The organism is Rhodopseudomonas sp. BR0C11, assembly GCF_010820945.1.
Classification (GTDB): Bacteria; Pseudomonadota; Alphaproteobacteria; order Rhizobiales; family Xanthobacteraceae; genus Rhodopseudomonas; species Rhodopseudomonas palustris_H.
In genome coordinates, this window is the sequence record NZ_QTKI01000088.1 from 1 (window position 1) to 14,035 (window position 14,035).

16 protein-coding genes are annotated in these 14,035 nt (G+C 65.7%); 10 read left to right on the forward strand and 6 right to left on the reverse strand.

Annotated elements, in window-relative coordinates:
* From DYI24_RS09585 to DYI24_RS09605, 5 genes are all read left to right on the forward strand, one after another.
* The coding region (locus tag DYI24_RS09585) for a flagellar biosynthetic protein FliR (protein WP_164572123.1) at positions 1-652 on the forward strand (652 nt) is incomplete at its 5' end.
* Between the two features lie 26 nt (positions 653-678).
* Positions 679-1,752, forward strand: a complete 1,074-nt coding sequence (gene flhB / locus DYI24_RS09590) for a flagellar biosynthesis protein FlhB (RefSeq protein ID WP_107345594.1) — start codon at positions 679-681, stop codon at positions 1,750-1,752.
* 187 nt (positions 1,753-1,939) lie between these two features.
* On the forward strand, positions 1,940-4,504 hold the full coding sequence (gene cckA / locus DYI24_RS09595) for a cell cycle histidine kinase CckA (RefSeq protein WP_502706333.1): 2,565 nt from the start codon (positions 1,940-1,942) through the stop codon (positions 4,502-4,504).
* A gap of 332 nt (positions 4,505-4,836) precedes the next feature.
* Positions 4,837-5,868: a Tim44 domain-containing protein gene (locus DYI24_RS09600; protein ID WP_164572125.1), complete on the forward strand. Its 1,032-nt coding sequence runs from the start codon at positions 4,837-4,839 to the stop codon at positions 5,866-5,868.
* Between the two features lie 123 nt (positions 5,869-5,991).
* A complete protein-coding gene (locus DYI24_RS09605; RefSeq protein ID WP_164572126.1) occupies positions 5,992-6,699 on the forward strand; it encodes a glutathione S-transferase in 708 nt (235 codons plus the stop codon).
* Positions 6,700-6,854: 155 nt separating this feature from the next.
* Here DYI24_RS09605 and DYI24_RS09610 read toward each other — a convergent pair whose 3' ends face one another.
* The 3 genes from DYI24_RS09610 to DYI24_RS09615 form a co-directional block, all read right to left on the reverse strand.
* On the reverse strand, positions 6,855-7,214 hold the full coding sequence (locus DYI24_RS09610; protein ID WP_164572127.1) for a GFA family protein: 360 nt from the start codon (positions 7,212-7,214) through the stop codon (positions 6,855-6,857).
* 148 nt (positions 7,215-7,362) lie between these two features.
* Entirely contained in the window at positions 7,363-7,533 is a 171-nt protein-coding gene (locus DYI24_RS28040; RefSeq protein WP_205523453.1) for a hypothetical protein, read from the reverse strand.
* 214 nt (positions 7,534-7,747) lie between these two features.
* On the reverse strand, positions 7,748-8,242 hold the full coding sequence (locus DYI24_RS09615) for a hypothetical protein (RefSeq protein WP_199851759.1): 495 nt from the start codon (positions 8,240-8,242) through the stop codon (positions 7,748-7,750).
* A 123-nt stretch (positions 8,243-8,365) separates the two neighbouring features.
* Between DYI24_RS09615 and DYI24_RS09620 the strand changes: the two genes are divergently transcribed.
* From DYI24_RS09620 to DYI24_RS09630, 3 genes are all read left to right on the forward strand, one after another.
* On the forward strand, positions 8,366-8,599 hold the full coding sequence (locus DYI24_RS09620) for a hypothetical protein (RefSeq protein ID WP_164572128.1): 234 nt from the start codon (positions 8,366-8,368) through the stop codon (positions 8,597-8,599).
* Complete coding sequence (locus DYI24_RS09625; RefSeq protein WP_164572129.1) at positions 8,596-8,880, forward strand: type II toxin-antitoxin system RelE/ParE family toxin; 285 nt, start codon at positions 8,596-8,598, stop codon at positions 8,878-8,880. The genes DYI24_RS09620 and DYI24_RS09625 overlap by 4 nt, the downstream gene beginning before the upstream one ends.
* Positions 8,881-8,986: 106 nt before the next feature.
* On the forward strand, positions 8,987-10,642 hold the full coding sequence (locus DYI24_RS09630) for a fumarate hydratase (RefSeq protein WP_164572130.1): 1,656 nt from the start codon (positions 8,987-8,989) through the stop codon (positions 10,640-10,642).
* A 377-nt stretch (positions 10,643-11,019) separates the two neighbouring features.
* On the opposite strand, the gene DYI24_RS09635 is transcribed toward DYI24_RS09630, so the two are convergent.
* A complete protein-coding gene (locus DYI24_RS09635) occupies positions 11,020-11,316 on the reverse strand; it encodes a hypothetical protein (protein WP_011159411.1) in 297 nt (98 codons plus the stop codon).
* 260 nt (positions 11,317-11,576) lie between these two features.
* On the opposite strand from DYI24_RS09635, the gene DYI24_RS09640 reads away from it, so the two are divergent.
* Positions 11,577-12,287 (forward strand): Ig-like domain-containing protein, encoded by a 711-nt coding sequence (locus DYI24_RS09640; protein WP_164572131.1) that lies wholly within the window; start codon positions 11,577-11,579, stop codon positions 12,285-12,287.
* 7 nt (positions 12,288-12,294) lie between these two features.
* Here DYI24_RS09640 and DYI24_RS09645 read toward each other — a convergent pair whose 3' ends face one another.
* Positions 12,295-12,888, reverse strand: a complete 594-nt coding sequence (locus DYI24_RS09645; RefSeq protein WP_164572132.1) for an inner membrane-spanning protein YciB — start codon at positions 12,886-12,888, stop codon at positions 12,295-12,297.
* A 144-nt stretch (positions 12,889-13,032) separates the two neighbouring features.
* Positions 13,033-13,662, reverse strand: coding sequence for a hypothetical protein (locus tag DYI24_RS09650; RefSeq protein ID WP_164572133.1), 630 nt, complete (start codon positions 13,660-13,662; stop codon positions 13,033-13,035).
* 141 nt (positions 13,663-13,803) lie between these two features.
* Between DYI24_RS09650 and DYI24_RS09655 the strand changes: the two genes are divergently transcribed.
* A partial coding sequence (locus DYI24_RS09655) for an SET domain-containing protein-lysine N-methyltransferase (RefSeq protein ID WP_164572134.1) occupies positions 13,804-14,035 on the forward strand: 232 nt, incomplete at its 3' end.

The window sequence follows — 14,035 nt, forward strand, 5'->3', positions numbered from 1 at the left end:
GCGGGGGAAGCTGTCGATAGCGCTCATGCTGAGGCTGATCGTGCTGCCGCTGCATCGCTCGGCCTATCAGATCGACATGTCGTCGCTGACGCCGCTGTTGGTGCTGATGCTGCAGGAGATCGCGGTCGGCATCGTGCTTGGCGCCACCGCGCGGGTGACGCTGTCGGCGCTGCAGGTCGCGGGCGCGGTGATCGCCCAGCAGCTCGGGCTCGGCTTCGTCTCGGCGGTCGATCCGACGCAGGGCCAGCAGGGCGTGGTGGTCGGCAATTTTCTGACGATGCTCGGCGTTACGCTGCTGTTCGCCACCGATATGCACTATCTGGTGATCCAGGCGCTGAGCGACAGCTACAAGGTGTTCGCGCCGGGCGAATTAATGCACACCGGCGACGTCGCGGCGCTGGCCACCAAGGCGTTCGCGGCTGCGTTCAAGCTCGGCCTGCAATTGTCGGCGCCGTTCCTGGTGTTCGGCCTGGTATTCAACATCGGGCTCGGCGTGCTGGCGCGGCTGATGCCGCAGATGCAGGTGTATTTTGTCGGCGTTCCGCTTTCGATCGTGATCGGCTTCATCGTGCTCGCGGTGGTGCTGACCACGATGATGGGCGCTTTCCTCGGCTATTTCGGCGGCGTGATGCACGATCTGATGCCACGCTGACGCTCGGCGTCGTTCGGAGCTGAACGATGTCCGAGGACAGTGACGAGAAAACAGAAGAGCCGACACAAAAACGTCTCGACGATGCACTCAAGCGCGGCGACGTGGTCAAGAGCCAGGAGGTCAACACCTGGTTCCTGATCGCCGGCGCGACGCTGGTGCTGTCCTCGTTCCATGAGTCGATCGGCGCCGGCATTCTCGCGCCGATGCGCAATCTGATCGAAAAGTCCTGGATGCTCCGCGTCGACGGCGACGGGCTGATCGCGCTCGCCAAGAGCCTGTCCTACGCGACGCTGGCGGCGATCGGCATTCCGTTGTTGATGCTGGTGATCGTCGCAATCGCCAGCAACATGATCCAGCACCGGCTGGTGTTTTCCGCCGAGGCGTTGACGCCGAAATTCAGCAAGCTGTCGCCGCTCGAAGGCGCCAAGCGGCTGTTCGGCAAACAGGCGATGGCCAACTTCCTCAAGGGCCTGTTCAAGGTCGTGGCGCTCGGCATCGTGATGGTTGCGGTGCTGTATCCCGAGCACGACCGGCTCGACGCGCTGCTGAAGATGGACGTCTCCGCGCTGCTCGGCGTCACCGTGGCGCTGACGCTGAAGCTGCTTGGCGCGGTGGTGGCGATGCTCGCCTTCGTGGCGGTCGGCGATTACTTCTTCCAGTATCGGCAGTGGCACGAGAAGCAGAAGATGTCGCTGCAGGAGATCAAGGAAGAATTCAAGCAGTCGGAAGGCGATCCGCACATCAAGGGCCGGTTGCGGCAGCTCCGCTATCAGCGGATGAAGAAGCGGATGATGGCCGAGGTGCCGAATGCGTCGGTGGTCATCACCAACCCGACCCACTTCTCGGTCGCGCTGAAATACGAGCGCGGCATGTCGGCGCCGATCTGCGTCGCCAAGGGTGTCGACGCGGTGGCGTTCAGGATCCGGGAAGTCGCGAAGGAACACGACGTGCCGATCGTCGAGAACGTGCCGCTGGCGCGCGCGTTGTACGCCACGGTGGAGATCGACGATGAGATCCCGGTCGAACACTACCAGGCGGTCGCCGAGGTGATCGGTTACGTCATGAACCTGAAGCGGGCGTGGTCCGGCCGCAGCAATTGAGCGGGGCGATGCAGCAGCAGCGAGGAGCGGGGCGGGCGGCGCGCCGCCCTGGCGTGGGAAGCCGGAGCGGATTGTCCTTGATGGCCTGCGGACGGGCCGGAGGATGGTCTTGCGTTTCCGGCCGCGATTCAGGCAGTTGGAGCCGCGCCGCCGCGTGCCCGGCGGGCAAGGGACCGGTTCGGTGACCATGACCATCAACGATCAACAAGCTTCGCCCGAGCCGCGTCCGGCCTCGCCGGAGCCTGCCCGCCGCGGCGGCAGTATCGCGCTTGTGCTACTGCTGGCCGGCGCCATCGTCGCCGCCGCCGTGGCGTTCATGACGCTCGGCCGAGCCGGCGCCCAGCCTTACATTCTCGGCCTGCTGGCGCTGCTGGCGATGGTCGGCCTGTTCATGCTGTTCGCGTTCGCGGCCGGTATCATCGGCTTCGCCGACCGCTCCGCCGAAGATCCGATCCTGCGGGCGATTCCCGAAAACGCGTTCGATGGTATCGCGGTCACCGACGCTGGCGGCCACGTCGTTTATGCCAACTCGACCTATCTGGCGCTGACCGGTGCGGCGACGATGCAGGATGTCCGCCCGGTGGAGCGGGTGTTCATCGGTAATCCCGACGTCTCCGAGGCGGTGTTCCGGCTGCTCAAGGCGGCGCGCGAGGGACGGCGGCTGCAGGAAGAAGTGCGGGTCGCCGGTGCCGACGGCACCGAGGGCCGCTGGATGCGGCTGCGGGTTCGCCCGCTCGGCACCAGCAAGCGCGAGGCTCGGCAGACGGTGTGGTCGATCGCCGACATCACCCGCGACCGCGAGCGCCAGGAGGACGTGTTCCAGACCCTGCAGCACGCGATCGAATATCTCGACCATGCGCCTTGCGGGTTCTTCTCGGTCAATCCGGCCGGCAACCTCGTCTATGTCAACGCCACGCTGGCGAACTGGCTCGATCATGACCTCGCCGAGATCGGCTCCGGTGGCCTGAAGCTGTCGGACGTGGTTTCGGGCGACGGTGCCGCGCTGCTGACCTCGATCCTGCCCGAGCCGGGCGAGGTGAAGACCGAAGTCTTCGACATCGACCTGAAGAAGCGCGGCGGCCAGACCGTGCCGGTGCGGCTCTATCACAAGCTCGCCTTCGGCGCCGACGGCACTCCCGGCCCGTCGCGCACGCTGGTGATCAGCCGTGCCCGCGATGATCGGCTCGATCCGCAGCGCGCCGCCGAAATCCGCTTCATGCGGTTCTTCGACCAGACCCCGATGGCAATCGCCACCGTCGACAAGACTGGTGCGGTGGTGCGGGCGAACGCGCGACTTGCCAAGCTGGCGCAGAGCCTCGATCCGGCGGGCGCTTCGGCGTCCAAGTCGATCCTGGCGGCGGCGTCGGCGCGCGACCGCGCGGTGCTGGCAGGCGCGATCGAGCAGGCCGCCAAGGGTCAGGCTGATATCGCGCCGGTCGAAGTGATGCTCGCCAGCGCCAAGGAGCGCTGGGGCCAGTTCTTCGTGACCGCGGTCAGCGATGAGACCGATAACGAAGCGGCCATCGTCCACATGCTCGAAACCACCGAGCGCCGCGCGCTGGAGAACCAGGTCAACCAGGCGCAGAAGATGGACACCATCGGCCAGCTCGCCGGTGGCATCGCGCACGACTTCAACAACGTGCTGTCGGCCATCATGATGGCCAACGACTTCCTGCTGAACGCGCACAAGCCGACCGACCCGTCGTTCCAGGACATTATGCAGATCAAGCAGAACGCCACCCGCGCCGCGACGCTGGTGCGGCAGCTCTTGGCGTTCTCGCGCAAACAAACACTGCGTCCCCAGGTGCTCGATCTCGGCGAGGCGCTGACCGACATCGATCGGCTGTTGAAGCGCCTGATCGGCGAGAAGATCTCGTTGGAAATGCAGCACGGCCGCGATTTGTGGCGCACCAAGGCCGACGTCTCGCAATTCGAGCAGGTGATCGTCAATCTCGCGGTCAACGCCCGCGACGCGATGCCCGACGGCGGCAAGCTGACGATCCGCACCGCCAACGTCTCTGCGTCTGCCGCCTCGCAGCTCGGCCACAATGGCATGCCGGCGGCCGACTATGTCTGCGTCGAAGTCTCCGACACCGGCACCGGCATTCCGCCGGAAATTCTCGACAAGATCTTCGAGCCGTTCTTCTCGACCAAGGAAGTCGGCAAGGGCACCGGGCTCGGGCTGTCGACGGTGTACGGCATCATCAAGCAGACCGGCGGCTTCGTGTACGTCGACTCGGAGATCGGCAAGGGCACCACCTTCCGCATCTATCTGCCGCGCCACGAGCAGGTCGCCGAGCCGCAGGCTGAGACGCCCGCGGCCAGCGGCACGGCACCCGAGCCGGCACCGGCGGCGCCGAAGCCGCGCGCCGACCTGACCGGGCAGGGCACCATCCTCTTGGTCGAAGACGAGGAAGGCCTGCGCTCGCTCAACGCCCGCGGCCTGCGCTCCCGCGGCTATGAGGTGATCGAAGCTTCCAACGGCGTCGAAGCGCTGGAAGAGTTCGACGCCCACGGCGGCGAAGTCGACCTCGTCGTCTCCGACGTGGTGATGCCGGAGATGGACGGGCCGACGCTGCTGAAGGCGATGCGCGCGCGCAATCCGGAGCTGAAGATCATCTTCGTGTCGGGCTATGCCGAGGATGCGTTCGAGAAGAGCCTGCCGGAGAACGAGCAGTTCGCCTTCCTGGCCAAGCCGTTCGCGCTCAGTGCGCTGGTCGCAAAGGTGAAGGAGACGATGGCGCCGAACTGAGGGCTTGCGGCGGACAGCGCTCGCTTCGATGAGCGCAATGCCCTTCAATTTCGTCGTGGCCGGGCTTGTCCCGGCCATGCACGTTTTTGTCGTTGCTATCTCCGCGTGTCGCGGATGCCCGGCACGAGGGCGGCATGATGAGACTAATGGTGGTGCCAGTTCGCATTGCCGATGAGTTGCAATGCGACGGCGCATTTCTTAACGCCTCGTTAGGTTCACCGTACTCCCCGCGACCGAGGGCCGCAGGTGTGCGACGACGCGCCCGCTTCCTTTTTGGAGGCTGGTGCCCATTTTTAACGGAGCTTCCCCCTGCCGGGGATTGAGGGAGTAACATGAATTTCTTGCACCGCACCCGCGGCTTTATGACCGCTCTTGCTGTGGCGATGTCGCTCGCGATGCCGCTGTCGTTGGCGCTGACGTCGGCGGCCGACGCGCGCATCGGCGGCGGCTCGAGCTCCGGTTCGCGCGGCTCGCGCAGCTTCTCGGCACCGCCCAGCACCAACACGGCGCCGGGTGCCGCTCAACCGTTCAACCGCACCTATAGTCAGCCGGGCAGCCCCGGCATGAGCGGCCCGGCGGCGGGCGCCGCCGCCAACAAGGGCGGCTTCTTCAACCGCCCTGGCATGGGCATGCTCGGCGGCCTTGCCGCTGGCTTCCTCGGCGCCGGCCTGCTCGGCATGCTGTTCGGCGGCGGCTTCCTGTCGGGTCTCGGCAGCTTCGCCTCGATCATCGGGCTGGTGCTGCAGGTGGCGCTGGTCGTGATCCTGGCGCGTCTGGCCTGGGGCTGGTGGCAGCGTCGCAACAACCCGCAGGCGGCCTATGCGCCCGGTCCGGTGGCCGGCCAGGGCCCGCGGCCCGATGGCGCCTATGCGATGAACCAGTCGGCCAACCCGGCGGCGCAGCCGGCGTCGCGCGGCGGCTTCGGCTTCGGTGGCGGCGCCAGCGCCAGCAATGACCGTCCGCTGGAGATCAAGCCGGACGACTATGAGGCGTTCGAGCGCCTGCTCGGCGACATCCAGGCGGCGTGGTCGAATGAAGACATCGACCGGCTGCGCCAGCTCGCCACTCCGGAAATGGCGTCGTACTTCGCCAAGGACCTGGAGGAGAACAAGGCCAACAACGACATCAACAAGGTGTCGGATGTGAAGCTGCTGCAGGGCGATCTCGCCGAAGCCTGGCGCGAGGGCGAAACCGACTACGCCACCGTGGCGATGCGGTTCTCGCTGGTCGACAAGACCCTGGAGCGCGGCACCAATCGTCTGGTCGCCGGCAGCGACACGCCGATCGAGGTCACTGAGATCTGGACCTTTACCCGGCGCCCCGGCGCGAGCTGGGAATTGGCCGCGATCCAGCAGACCAACTGACGCTCTTCTCCCGAGCGATCCAGCATCGAAGCGCCGCGGACCTTCCGCGGCGCTTTTTTGTTAGGCTCCGGCGCAGGGCGGCGCGGAGGCGGAGCCGCGTCGATCAGCACAGGGGCCGAACCGATGGCTTACGAACTGTACTACTGGCCGACCATTCAGGGCCGCGGCGAATTCGTGCGGCTGGCGCTGGAAGAGGCGGGCGCGGATTATGTCGATGCCGCGCGCCGCAACAAGGCCGGCATGTCCACGATGATGAAGCTGATGCAGGCGAAGCAGGGCACGCCGCCGTTTGCGCCGCCGTTTCTCAAAGCCGGCAAGCTGCTCATCGGCCAGACCGCCAACATCCTGCTGTATCTCGGCAGCCGTCATGGCCTTGCACCCGCGAGCGAAGCCGGCCGGCTGTGGGTGCATCAGCTGCAGCTCACGATCGCGGACCTGGTGCAAGAGGTGCACGACACGCACCATCCGATCGGCACCATGCTGTACTACGAAGACCAGCGGAAGCCGGCGAAGAAACGCACCGCAGAGTTCTGGGACAATCGCGCGCCGAAATTCCTCGGCTATTTCGAACACCTGGTCGCCGGCGGCGGCACCTATCTCACCGGGCGCAAGCTGACCTATGCCGACCTATCGCTGTTTCAGATCGTCGAGGGCCTGCGCTACGCCTTTCCAAAGCACATGAAGAAATTCGAACGCGACATCCCCAAGCTGGTCGCACTGCACGACCGGATCGTCGAGCGCCCGAACATCGCCGCCTACCTCGCCAGCGACCGCCGCATTCCGTTCAACAAAAAAGGCATCTTCCGGCACTACAAGGAGCTGGATAAGTAACAGCTTAGGGGGGCGCTCGACCTCTCCCCAAGTCATTCCGGGGCGCGCCGACAGGCGCGAACCCGGAATCTGACCCGAGCACAACAACTTCGAGATTCCGGGTTCGCTCGCGGACGCGAGCGCCCCGGAATGACTGCGGGAAGTGGGGCCGCCGACTACCGGTGCCGGCCGTCGATCGGCGTCATTTTCAGCTGCGACAGCTCGATGCCGTCGATACAGGCTACGTTCAGCGCGACCACTTCCGTGCCGTCGGGCTTGGCGCCACGGGCAAACACCTCGACGCCGCATTCGGCGCAGAGCTGGTGGCTGATGGCCCGCTTGTTGAACAGATATTCCTTCAGGCTGTCTTGGCCGGCGCGCAGCTGAAAGCTCTTCGGCGGCAGGAAGGTGAAGTGCAGCCCCTTCTTGGTGCAGATCGAGCAATTGCACGCCGTCACCATCGCAAGGTCGGTGGTGCATTCGAACCGCACCAGGCCGCAATGGCAGCCGCCGGTCAGGACTTTGACGTCGCTCATCAGGAGGCACTCCGCTGGTCGTGCCGCTAGAGTCTAGCAGACGAAGGGTTGTGCCCGATAGCTGGCGCAGACGGGGCGAACACCGTCCCTCAAAACGCCAAAGCCCCGCGCAAGGCGGGGCCGGCCGTCGCATCGGAACTTGCGTCGCTTAAGCGAGCTGGTCGACGCGGGTGCCCTGTCCGGGCGGCAGCGCCGCTTTCGGCGGCTGGATGCTGGTCGTGTCCTTGTCGTCCTTCGGCGGCGGAGGCGGCGGTGGAGAGCTCGCCTGCGTCGTCGGTTGGGAGACAGGAGTCGACGACACGTTCGAAATGCTGCTCATCAGTCTTTCCTCGTGTTGGCCAACGTCCCCCGATCAGATGGTGCGCCGGCGGCGGCTTGCCACCGACCGCGCCCGGGTAGGCATCGGATCAACCGCGATCATCGCGCTGCCCGGTGAACTTTGCGCGCACCCCTGCGCCGGCATTTGCTTCAAATGCCGGGCATTGATTGCGAGACATCGCGAGGGGAAGGACGCCGCCGGAGCGGCCGCGCAGCTACTCGCTGCTGTCGCGGGTGATCGAGATCGAGGCGTCGGTCTTGGTGCGGATGCAGCGCATGTCGAGCCGGCGGAAGCGGGTCTTGATGTCGTTGCCGCGCAGGATGCCGACCCGGCCGAAGCAGCGATTGACGCCGCGCAGCGTGTCCGGCTTCGGGATCGTGAACACGATCGCGGCGGCGCTGGCGATCAGGTCCTGAAACTCCGGCGACGGTTTTCGCGCCGGCGCCTGGCCGTAAACCTCGTTCTTCACCGTGCGGCTCGGGCACCCCAGCCGCAGCGCCTTCGCGGCTGGATGCGACAGGTAGATCATGTTGGCCGCGGTCTTGCCGATGCTGATCCCATCGATCTGCGCCTTGAGCTGCTTGGCAAGATCGTCGCAGCGATCGGCCCGGGCGGGGGAGGCGGCGAATGTCGAGGCGGTGATGGCGACGCCAACGAGCCAAGCGGCACGGCTTGGTATCCGGAACGAATGGTCGGCAGCGGCGATCATCAACCCCTCCGTGATCAGTTCGGGCGAAGTTCATAGCGGAGGGCGCGGGAAAGGCAAATATCCCAAACAAACCTGTCTCAATCGGAAGTGGCGTAACCCGGGGCAAAGTAGTAGGCTTGGCCTATGACCGAACTCCTTCAACAGGCACTGCAACAGGTCGCGAAGCTCTCGGAGTCCGAGCAGGATGCTGCCGCGGTCGCGCTGCTGGATTACGTCCAGCAGATGCATGATTTGCGCTTGACCGAAGCGCAGGTGGAGGAAGTTCGGCGTCGCCAGGCCGACCAGAAACGCAAGCTGGTATCTCACGACGACGCTAAGCAGAGGATCGCTCGATTGGGCTCGCAGCCCCGGGCATGAGGCTTGTTTTCGACGATCGTGCGCTCGACGATCTCGAACAGATTTTTGATTGGATAGCCATCGACAGTCCGACCCACGCCGAGCGCGTGGTCGGCCGCCTGTTCAGCAGCGCCGAACTGCTGCTCTCATTTCCGCTGATGGGGCGGCTTGGCCAGGTTACAGGCACCTTCGAGTGGGTTGTCCCCCGGCTGCCTTACGTCCTTGTCTACGAAGTGGATGAGGACGAGCAACGGGTGATCGTCATCGCGGTCCTTCATGGCGCACGGGACCGCAAACTCTGAACCTCGCGCTTCCGATCCGCCTGCCACCCTCCCGTTTTGAACCCTTCAAAATCCCGTCGAAACCGCCTAGACAGGGCCGCGAATTTACCCATTCGAGGCCCTGTCCATGAACGCTCCCACGCCCGTTCCGTCTGCCGCCACCCCGGTTCCGCCCTATAAGCACACCCCGCTGTTTCCGCTGGGCAAGGATGACACCGTCTATCGCAAGATCACGTCGGACGGCGTGCGGGTGGAGAAGGTGCTCGGGCGCGACATGCTGGTGGTGGAGCGCGAGGCGCTGCGGGCGCTGTCGGAGGCGGCGTTCGGCGAGATCAACCATTATCTGCGGCCCGGCCACCTCAAGCAGCTCCGCAAGATCCTGGACGATCCGGAGGCGAGCCCGAACGACAAATTCGTCGCGCTCGACTTCCTGAAGAACGCCAATATCGCCGCCGGCGGCGTGCTGCCGATGTGCCAGGACACCGGCACCGCGATCATCATGGGCAAGAAGGGCTCGAACGTCATCACCGACGGCGACGATGAAGCGGCGCTGTCGGAAGGTGCGCGCGACGCTTACTTGCGCCGTAACCTGCGCTACTCGCAGGTCGCGCCGCTGTCGATGTTCGAAGAGAAGAACACCGCCAACAACATGCCGGCGCAGTGTGAGATCTACGCCGAGGGCGATGATGCCTACAAGTTCATGTTCATGGCCAAGGGCGGCGGCTCGGCCAACAAGAGCTTCCTGTTCCAGGCGACGCCGTCGCTGCTGACGCGCGACCGGTTGCTGGCGTTCCTGAAAGAGAAGATCATGACGCTCGGCACCGCGGCGTGCCCGCCTTATCACCTGGCGATTGTGATCGGCGGCACCTCGGTCGAGACCACGATGAAGACCGTGAAGCTCGCCTCCGCGCGCTATCTCGATGCGCTGCCGACCCACGGCTCCGAACTCGGCAATGCGTTCCGCGACGTCGAGATGGAGCAGGAAATCCACAAGATGACGCAGAGCCTCGGCGTCGGTGCGCAGTTCGGCGGCAAGTATTTTTGCCATGACGTCCGCGTCATCCGGCTGCCGCGCCACGGCGCTTCCTTGCCGATCGGCCTCGGCGTGTCGTGCTCGGCCGATCGGCAGATGCTCGGCAAGATCACCAAGGACGGCGTGTATCTGGAGGAGCTCGAGCACAATCCGGCGCAGTATTTGCCGGAAGTCGAGCAGGCGCTCGGCGGCGAGGTGGTGAAGATCGACCTCAACCAGCCGATGAAGGACATCCTCGCCACGCTGAGCAAGCATCCGATCAAGACCCGGCTGTCGCTGACCGGCACCATGATCGTGGCGCGCGACGCCGCGCATGCCAAGCTGCGCGACCGGCTGGAGAAGGGTGAGCCGCTGCCGGATTACTTCAAGAACCATCCGGTGTACTACGCCGGCCCGGCCAAGACTCCGGACGGCTACGCCTCCGGCGCGTTCGGTCCGACCACCGCAGGCCGGATGGACTCGTTCGTCGATCAGTTCCAGGCGGCCGGCGGCTCGATGGTGATGGTCGCCAAGGGCAACCGCGCGCCGGCAGTGCGCGAGGCCTGCAAGAAGTACGGCGGCTTCTATCTCGGCTCGATCGGCGGCGCCGCGGCGAACCTCGCCGAGCACTGCATCAAGAAGGTCGAGGTGCTGGAATATCCCGAGCTCGGCATGGAGGCGATCTGGAAGATCGACGTCGTCGACTTCCCGGCCTTCATCATCGTCGACGACAAGGGCAACGACTTCTTCAAGGAACTGAACCTGGGCTGAGGTCGCTCTCGGCGGGGTGTAACGCTGGCCGCTCGCACCCGCCCCCAAACGTCATTCCGGGGCGCTCACGCAGTGAGCGAACCCGGAATCTCGAAGTTCAGGCCACCCCGAGCGGCTCAACGCAGAACACCTCGGGATTCCGGGTTCGCAGGCTTCCCCTGCGCCCCGGAATGACTGCCTTAGGGCCCGCGGGCTCGGGCTCCGGAATGACTGCCTGGGGCAGGGCTTCTGAGCCCTCCCGAAACAGTCATGGCCGGGCTTCGACCCGGCCATCCATCTTCTTCAAGTGATGGATCACCGGGTCTCGGCGCTGCGCGCCGGCCCGGTGATGACATTGGTAACTGCGGCTGCGGCGGAACGGCCGCGACGTCGAAGCCTTACGCCCGGGTGCCGGTGAACGGGAACGAGCCCATCGGGCCGATGCCCATTTCGCCGGAGATGCTGTCGCCGCTCACCTTGCCGGTGTAGCTCAGCGTCAGCGGCATCGGGTTGGTGATCGACAGCTTCCAGGCGACGTCGTCGCCGTTCACGGTGCCGTCGAAGATCTCGCCGGCATCGCCGTCGGCGGATTGCGAGCCGGTGAGCGTCGAGCCGTCGGCCTTCAGCGTCAGGTCGGCCTGCCGCTCGCCCATCGGCGTGCTCATGGTGAGTTTCCAGTTTCCGTCGACTGCCATGTGTTTCTCCCCTTGGTCCCGGTCCTCGTGAGTTCACCGGGCCGCCCCTCTTAGTATGGTGCGGGAGCGACAAACAAGCCCGAACCTGCCGCCCCGCTGCGGCCAGGGGCCGCGATAGCTGGTCATCGTGAATCGGGCGGTGTTCTGCTCTGCCGGCCGCGCATGCAGATACCTGTGGTGCAGTGCACGCGTCGTGCTATCCTATGTTAACTTCGGAGGACGTCTCGAGGTTTCCAACGCCTTCAAGGTGGAGACCCGACATGCGTTTGTCATACGTGAGTGCCGCGCTGGCCGTTGCGGCGCTACTGCCCGGGCTGACCAGCCTCCCTGCCGCCGCGCAGGTCGAGGTGGTGTCCGAGACGACCATCACCCGCCTGGATATCACCGCCGAGCCCAGTGTTCCCGGCAGGTTCGTGTTGAACGCGACCATCCGCACCGGTTACGGCGCCGGCGTTCCTGATGGCCGGGTGGTGTTCTACGATCTGTCGACCAGCACCGTGCTGGGCTGGATCGATGCCGGCAAACCGAGCCTCACGGTCGACGGCCTCAAGCCGGGGCGGCATCTGCTGCGCGCAGATTACGCCGGCAGCGCCAGCCGGCTGCCGCTGATCGTGCTGCCGAGCCAGTCGGCCGAGGTCGCGCTCGATGTGCTGGCTCAGCCGCGCCTGACGTTGTCGTCGTCCGATGCTGCTCCGGCACCCGGCGCGGTGGTGACGCTGACCGCCGCCGTGACCGGTCCGCACGGCCTGCCGACCGGCACGGTGAGCTTTCGCGACGGTGACCGGGTGATCGCCGCGCACGTGCCGCTCGATCGCACCGGGCTGGCGGCATTCACCACCTCGGCGCTGGACAATGGCGTCGGTGGAATCGTGGTGGTGTACGAAGGCGATCATCACTACGCGCGTGCCACCGCGCAGCTTGTACCGACCGAAGATCGCGCGCTGGCGCTCGCCGCCGCGCCGCGGATGTAAGTCGCCGCTAAGGCTCGGCCGTGATCGGCGTCGATCCGGTCGTCGCTGCAGTCGCAGCTGCGGCCCGCCGCCGGCTGCGGATCGCGAAGCGAAACACCAGATACTGCGCGGCGAACGCTGCGACTTTGAACGCCGGCGCGATCACCATCACGTAAAACGTCCACAGCTTGATATCGCCGGTCAGCGCCGCGGCGATCACTCCGGCGCCGAGCACCAGCATCAGAGCCGCCCAGGCGTAGCCCGCGATCCGCACATAGTCCGGGATGGTGTCGCCAACGATCGGCGGCACGTAGCGCAGCATCCAGTCCCGGCGCAGCATCAGCAGCCCGACGGCGATGTGGCCGACGCTGGGCTTGATCAGGACGAAGCGCGGATCGTTGGTCAGCAGCGTGGCGCCGCCGAGCACCACCACCAGCGCGACGCTGGCATAGGCCATCACGTCGAGCCGCTGGCCCTTTACTTTGGCGTAGATGAACTGCCCGACTGCGCCGAGCACGGTGACGATCGTCGCCAGCGCGACGTTGCCGGTCGAGAAATACAGCACCACGAAGACGATGGTGGAGAAGAAGTCGCTGCCGAGCTTGGCGAACACCGCCTTCATTGCACGTTTCTCCGCTGTCGCGCCGCCTGCGGAGAACCGCGGCGGAGCGACGTCGCCCCGCCCAATTGTGCGTGGCCCCTCGAGGGAAGTAAACCGCAGCCGTCCGCCGACAAGGGGGCGTGCCGTTTTAGGGCCGGGGAAACCTCAGTTCGGCGCACTCAGGGCGGTGGCGCGCCCCGGGCTGCCGAACGGCTTGGGCTTGTCCTTGCCGCAGGCAAAGCCGCGCGCCAGCTCGTCGGCCGCCTGCCGTGCCACCTCGTTGGCGTTGCGGTTGGCGGCGACGTCCACATAGGCGACATGGCACACCGCGCCGGGCGGCAGCCGCGTCACCACCAGCATCTGCTTGGTGTTGGGCCGGCCGCCTTTGCCGAGATCGTCGTTGTCGGCGAGGTGCCAGCGCTGGATGATGGCGAACGGCTTACCGGCGCCATCCAGCCGCCATTCGACCGTATCGGTGGTGGAGTTGAACGGGCCGAACGAGGTTTTGGCAGCCGGCTCGGCGCTGGCATCCTTGTAATTGCGGCCGACGCTGACGCTCTGGCGCAGGTCCATCTCCGATACGACCACCACCAGCCCGTCCTGGCCGGGGCACAGCCACTCGCCGCTATCTTCCGGTGCGCCCCCTGGACGCGCGACCCGGCACGCCTTGGGGGCGGTCGAACTATAGACGCTGCTGGCGCCGTCAGCCTGGGCCGGCGCCACGAACGTGGCCGAAATGGTGAGCGGGAGCAGCACGGCGAGGGCAGGGAGCAGTCGCATTGGCAGGCCTTGCATCGCAGCGGAACCTTTGTCGGTCGGCGTCCGGCTGGGGAAGGTTCGAGCAATTTCCGCTCAGGTACTGCCCTTTGCGGCGGAATCGCTCTAGAACGGCGCCTTCGTGTGTCCGTCCTTTAGCCGCGTTCGAATCGAAGAACCATGCCGCTGTTGTCGAATGACCATTACCGCGTTGGCCGCTCCAAAACCGGGCTCGGCCTGTTCGCCGTCAAGCCGATCAAGAAGGGCGCCAAGATCATCCGGTATTTCGGGCCGCTGCTCGACGCGCACAACAAGAAGCACGACGGCATCGAAAACAAATACCTGTTCGAGTTGAACAAGCGTTGGACCATCGACGGCTCGGTGCGCAAAAACGTCGCCCGCCACACCAACC

What these genes read in the sequence shown, in the direction of transcription:
- DYI24_RS09640 (WP_164572131.1), top strand. Translation starts at nt 11,577, where the DNA reads ATGCGTTTGTCATACGTGAGTGCCGCGCTGGCCGTTGCGGCGCTACTG.
- DYI24_RS09600 (WP_164572125.1), top strand. Translation starts at nt 4,837, where the DNA reads ATGAATTTCTTGCACCGCACCCGCGGCTTTATGACCGCTCTTGCTGTG.
- DYI24_RS09625 (WP_164572129.1), top strand. Translation starts at nt 8,596, where the DNA reads ATGAGGCTTGTTTTCGACGATCGTGCGCTCGACGATCTCGAACAGATT.
- DYI24_RS09605 (WP_164572126.1), top strand. Translation starts at nt 5,992, where the DNA reads ATGGCTTACGAACTGTACTACTGGCCGACCATTCAGGGCCGCGGCGAA.
- cckA (WP_502706333.1), top strand. Translation starts at nt 1,940, where the DNA reads ATGACCATCAACGATCAACAAGCTTCGCCCGAGCCGCGTCCGGCCTCG.
- flhB (WP_107345594.1), top strand. Translation starts at nt 679, where the DNA reads ATGTCCGAGGACAGTGACGAGAAAACAGAAGAGCCGACACAAAAACGT.
- DYI24_RS09615 (WP_199851759.1), bottom strand. Translation starts at nt 8,242, where the DNA reads ATGATCGCCGCTGCCGACCATTCGTTCCGGATACCAAGCCGTGCCGCT.
- DYI24_RS09620 (WP_164572128.1), top strand. Translation starts at nt 8,366, where the DNA reads ATGACCGAACTCCTTCAACAGGCACTGCAACAGGTCGCGAAGCTCTCG.
- DYI24_RS09650 (WP_164572133.1), bottom strand. Translation starts at nt 13,662, where the DNA reads ATGCAAGGCCTGCCAATGCGACTGCTCCCTGCCCTCGCCGTGCTGCTC.
- DYI24_RS28040 (WP_205523453.1), bottom strand. Translation starts at nt 7,533, where the DNA reads ATGAGCAGCATTTCGAACGTGTCGTCGACTCCTGTCTCCCAACCGACG.
- DYI24_RS09630 (WP_164572130.1), top strand. Translation starts at nt 8,987, where the DNA reads ATGAACGCTCCCACGCCCGTTCCGTCTGCCGCCACCCCGGTTCCGCCC.
- DYI24_RS09635 (WP_011159411.1), bottom strand. Translation starts at nt 11,316, where the DNA reads ATGGCAGTCGACGGAAACTGGAAACTCACCATGAGCACGCCGATGGGC.
- DYI24_RS09645 (WP_164572132.1), bottom strand. Translation starts at nt 12,888, where the DNA reads ATGAAGGCGGTGTTCGCCAAGCTCGGCAGCGACTTCTTCTCCACCATC.
- DYI24_RS09610 (WP_164572127.1), bottom strand. Translation starts at nt 7,214, where the DNA reads ATGAGCGACGTCAAAGTCCTGACCGGCGGCTGCCATTGCGGCCTGGTG.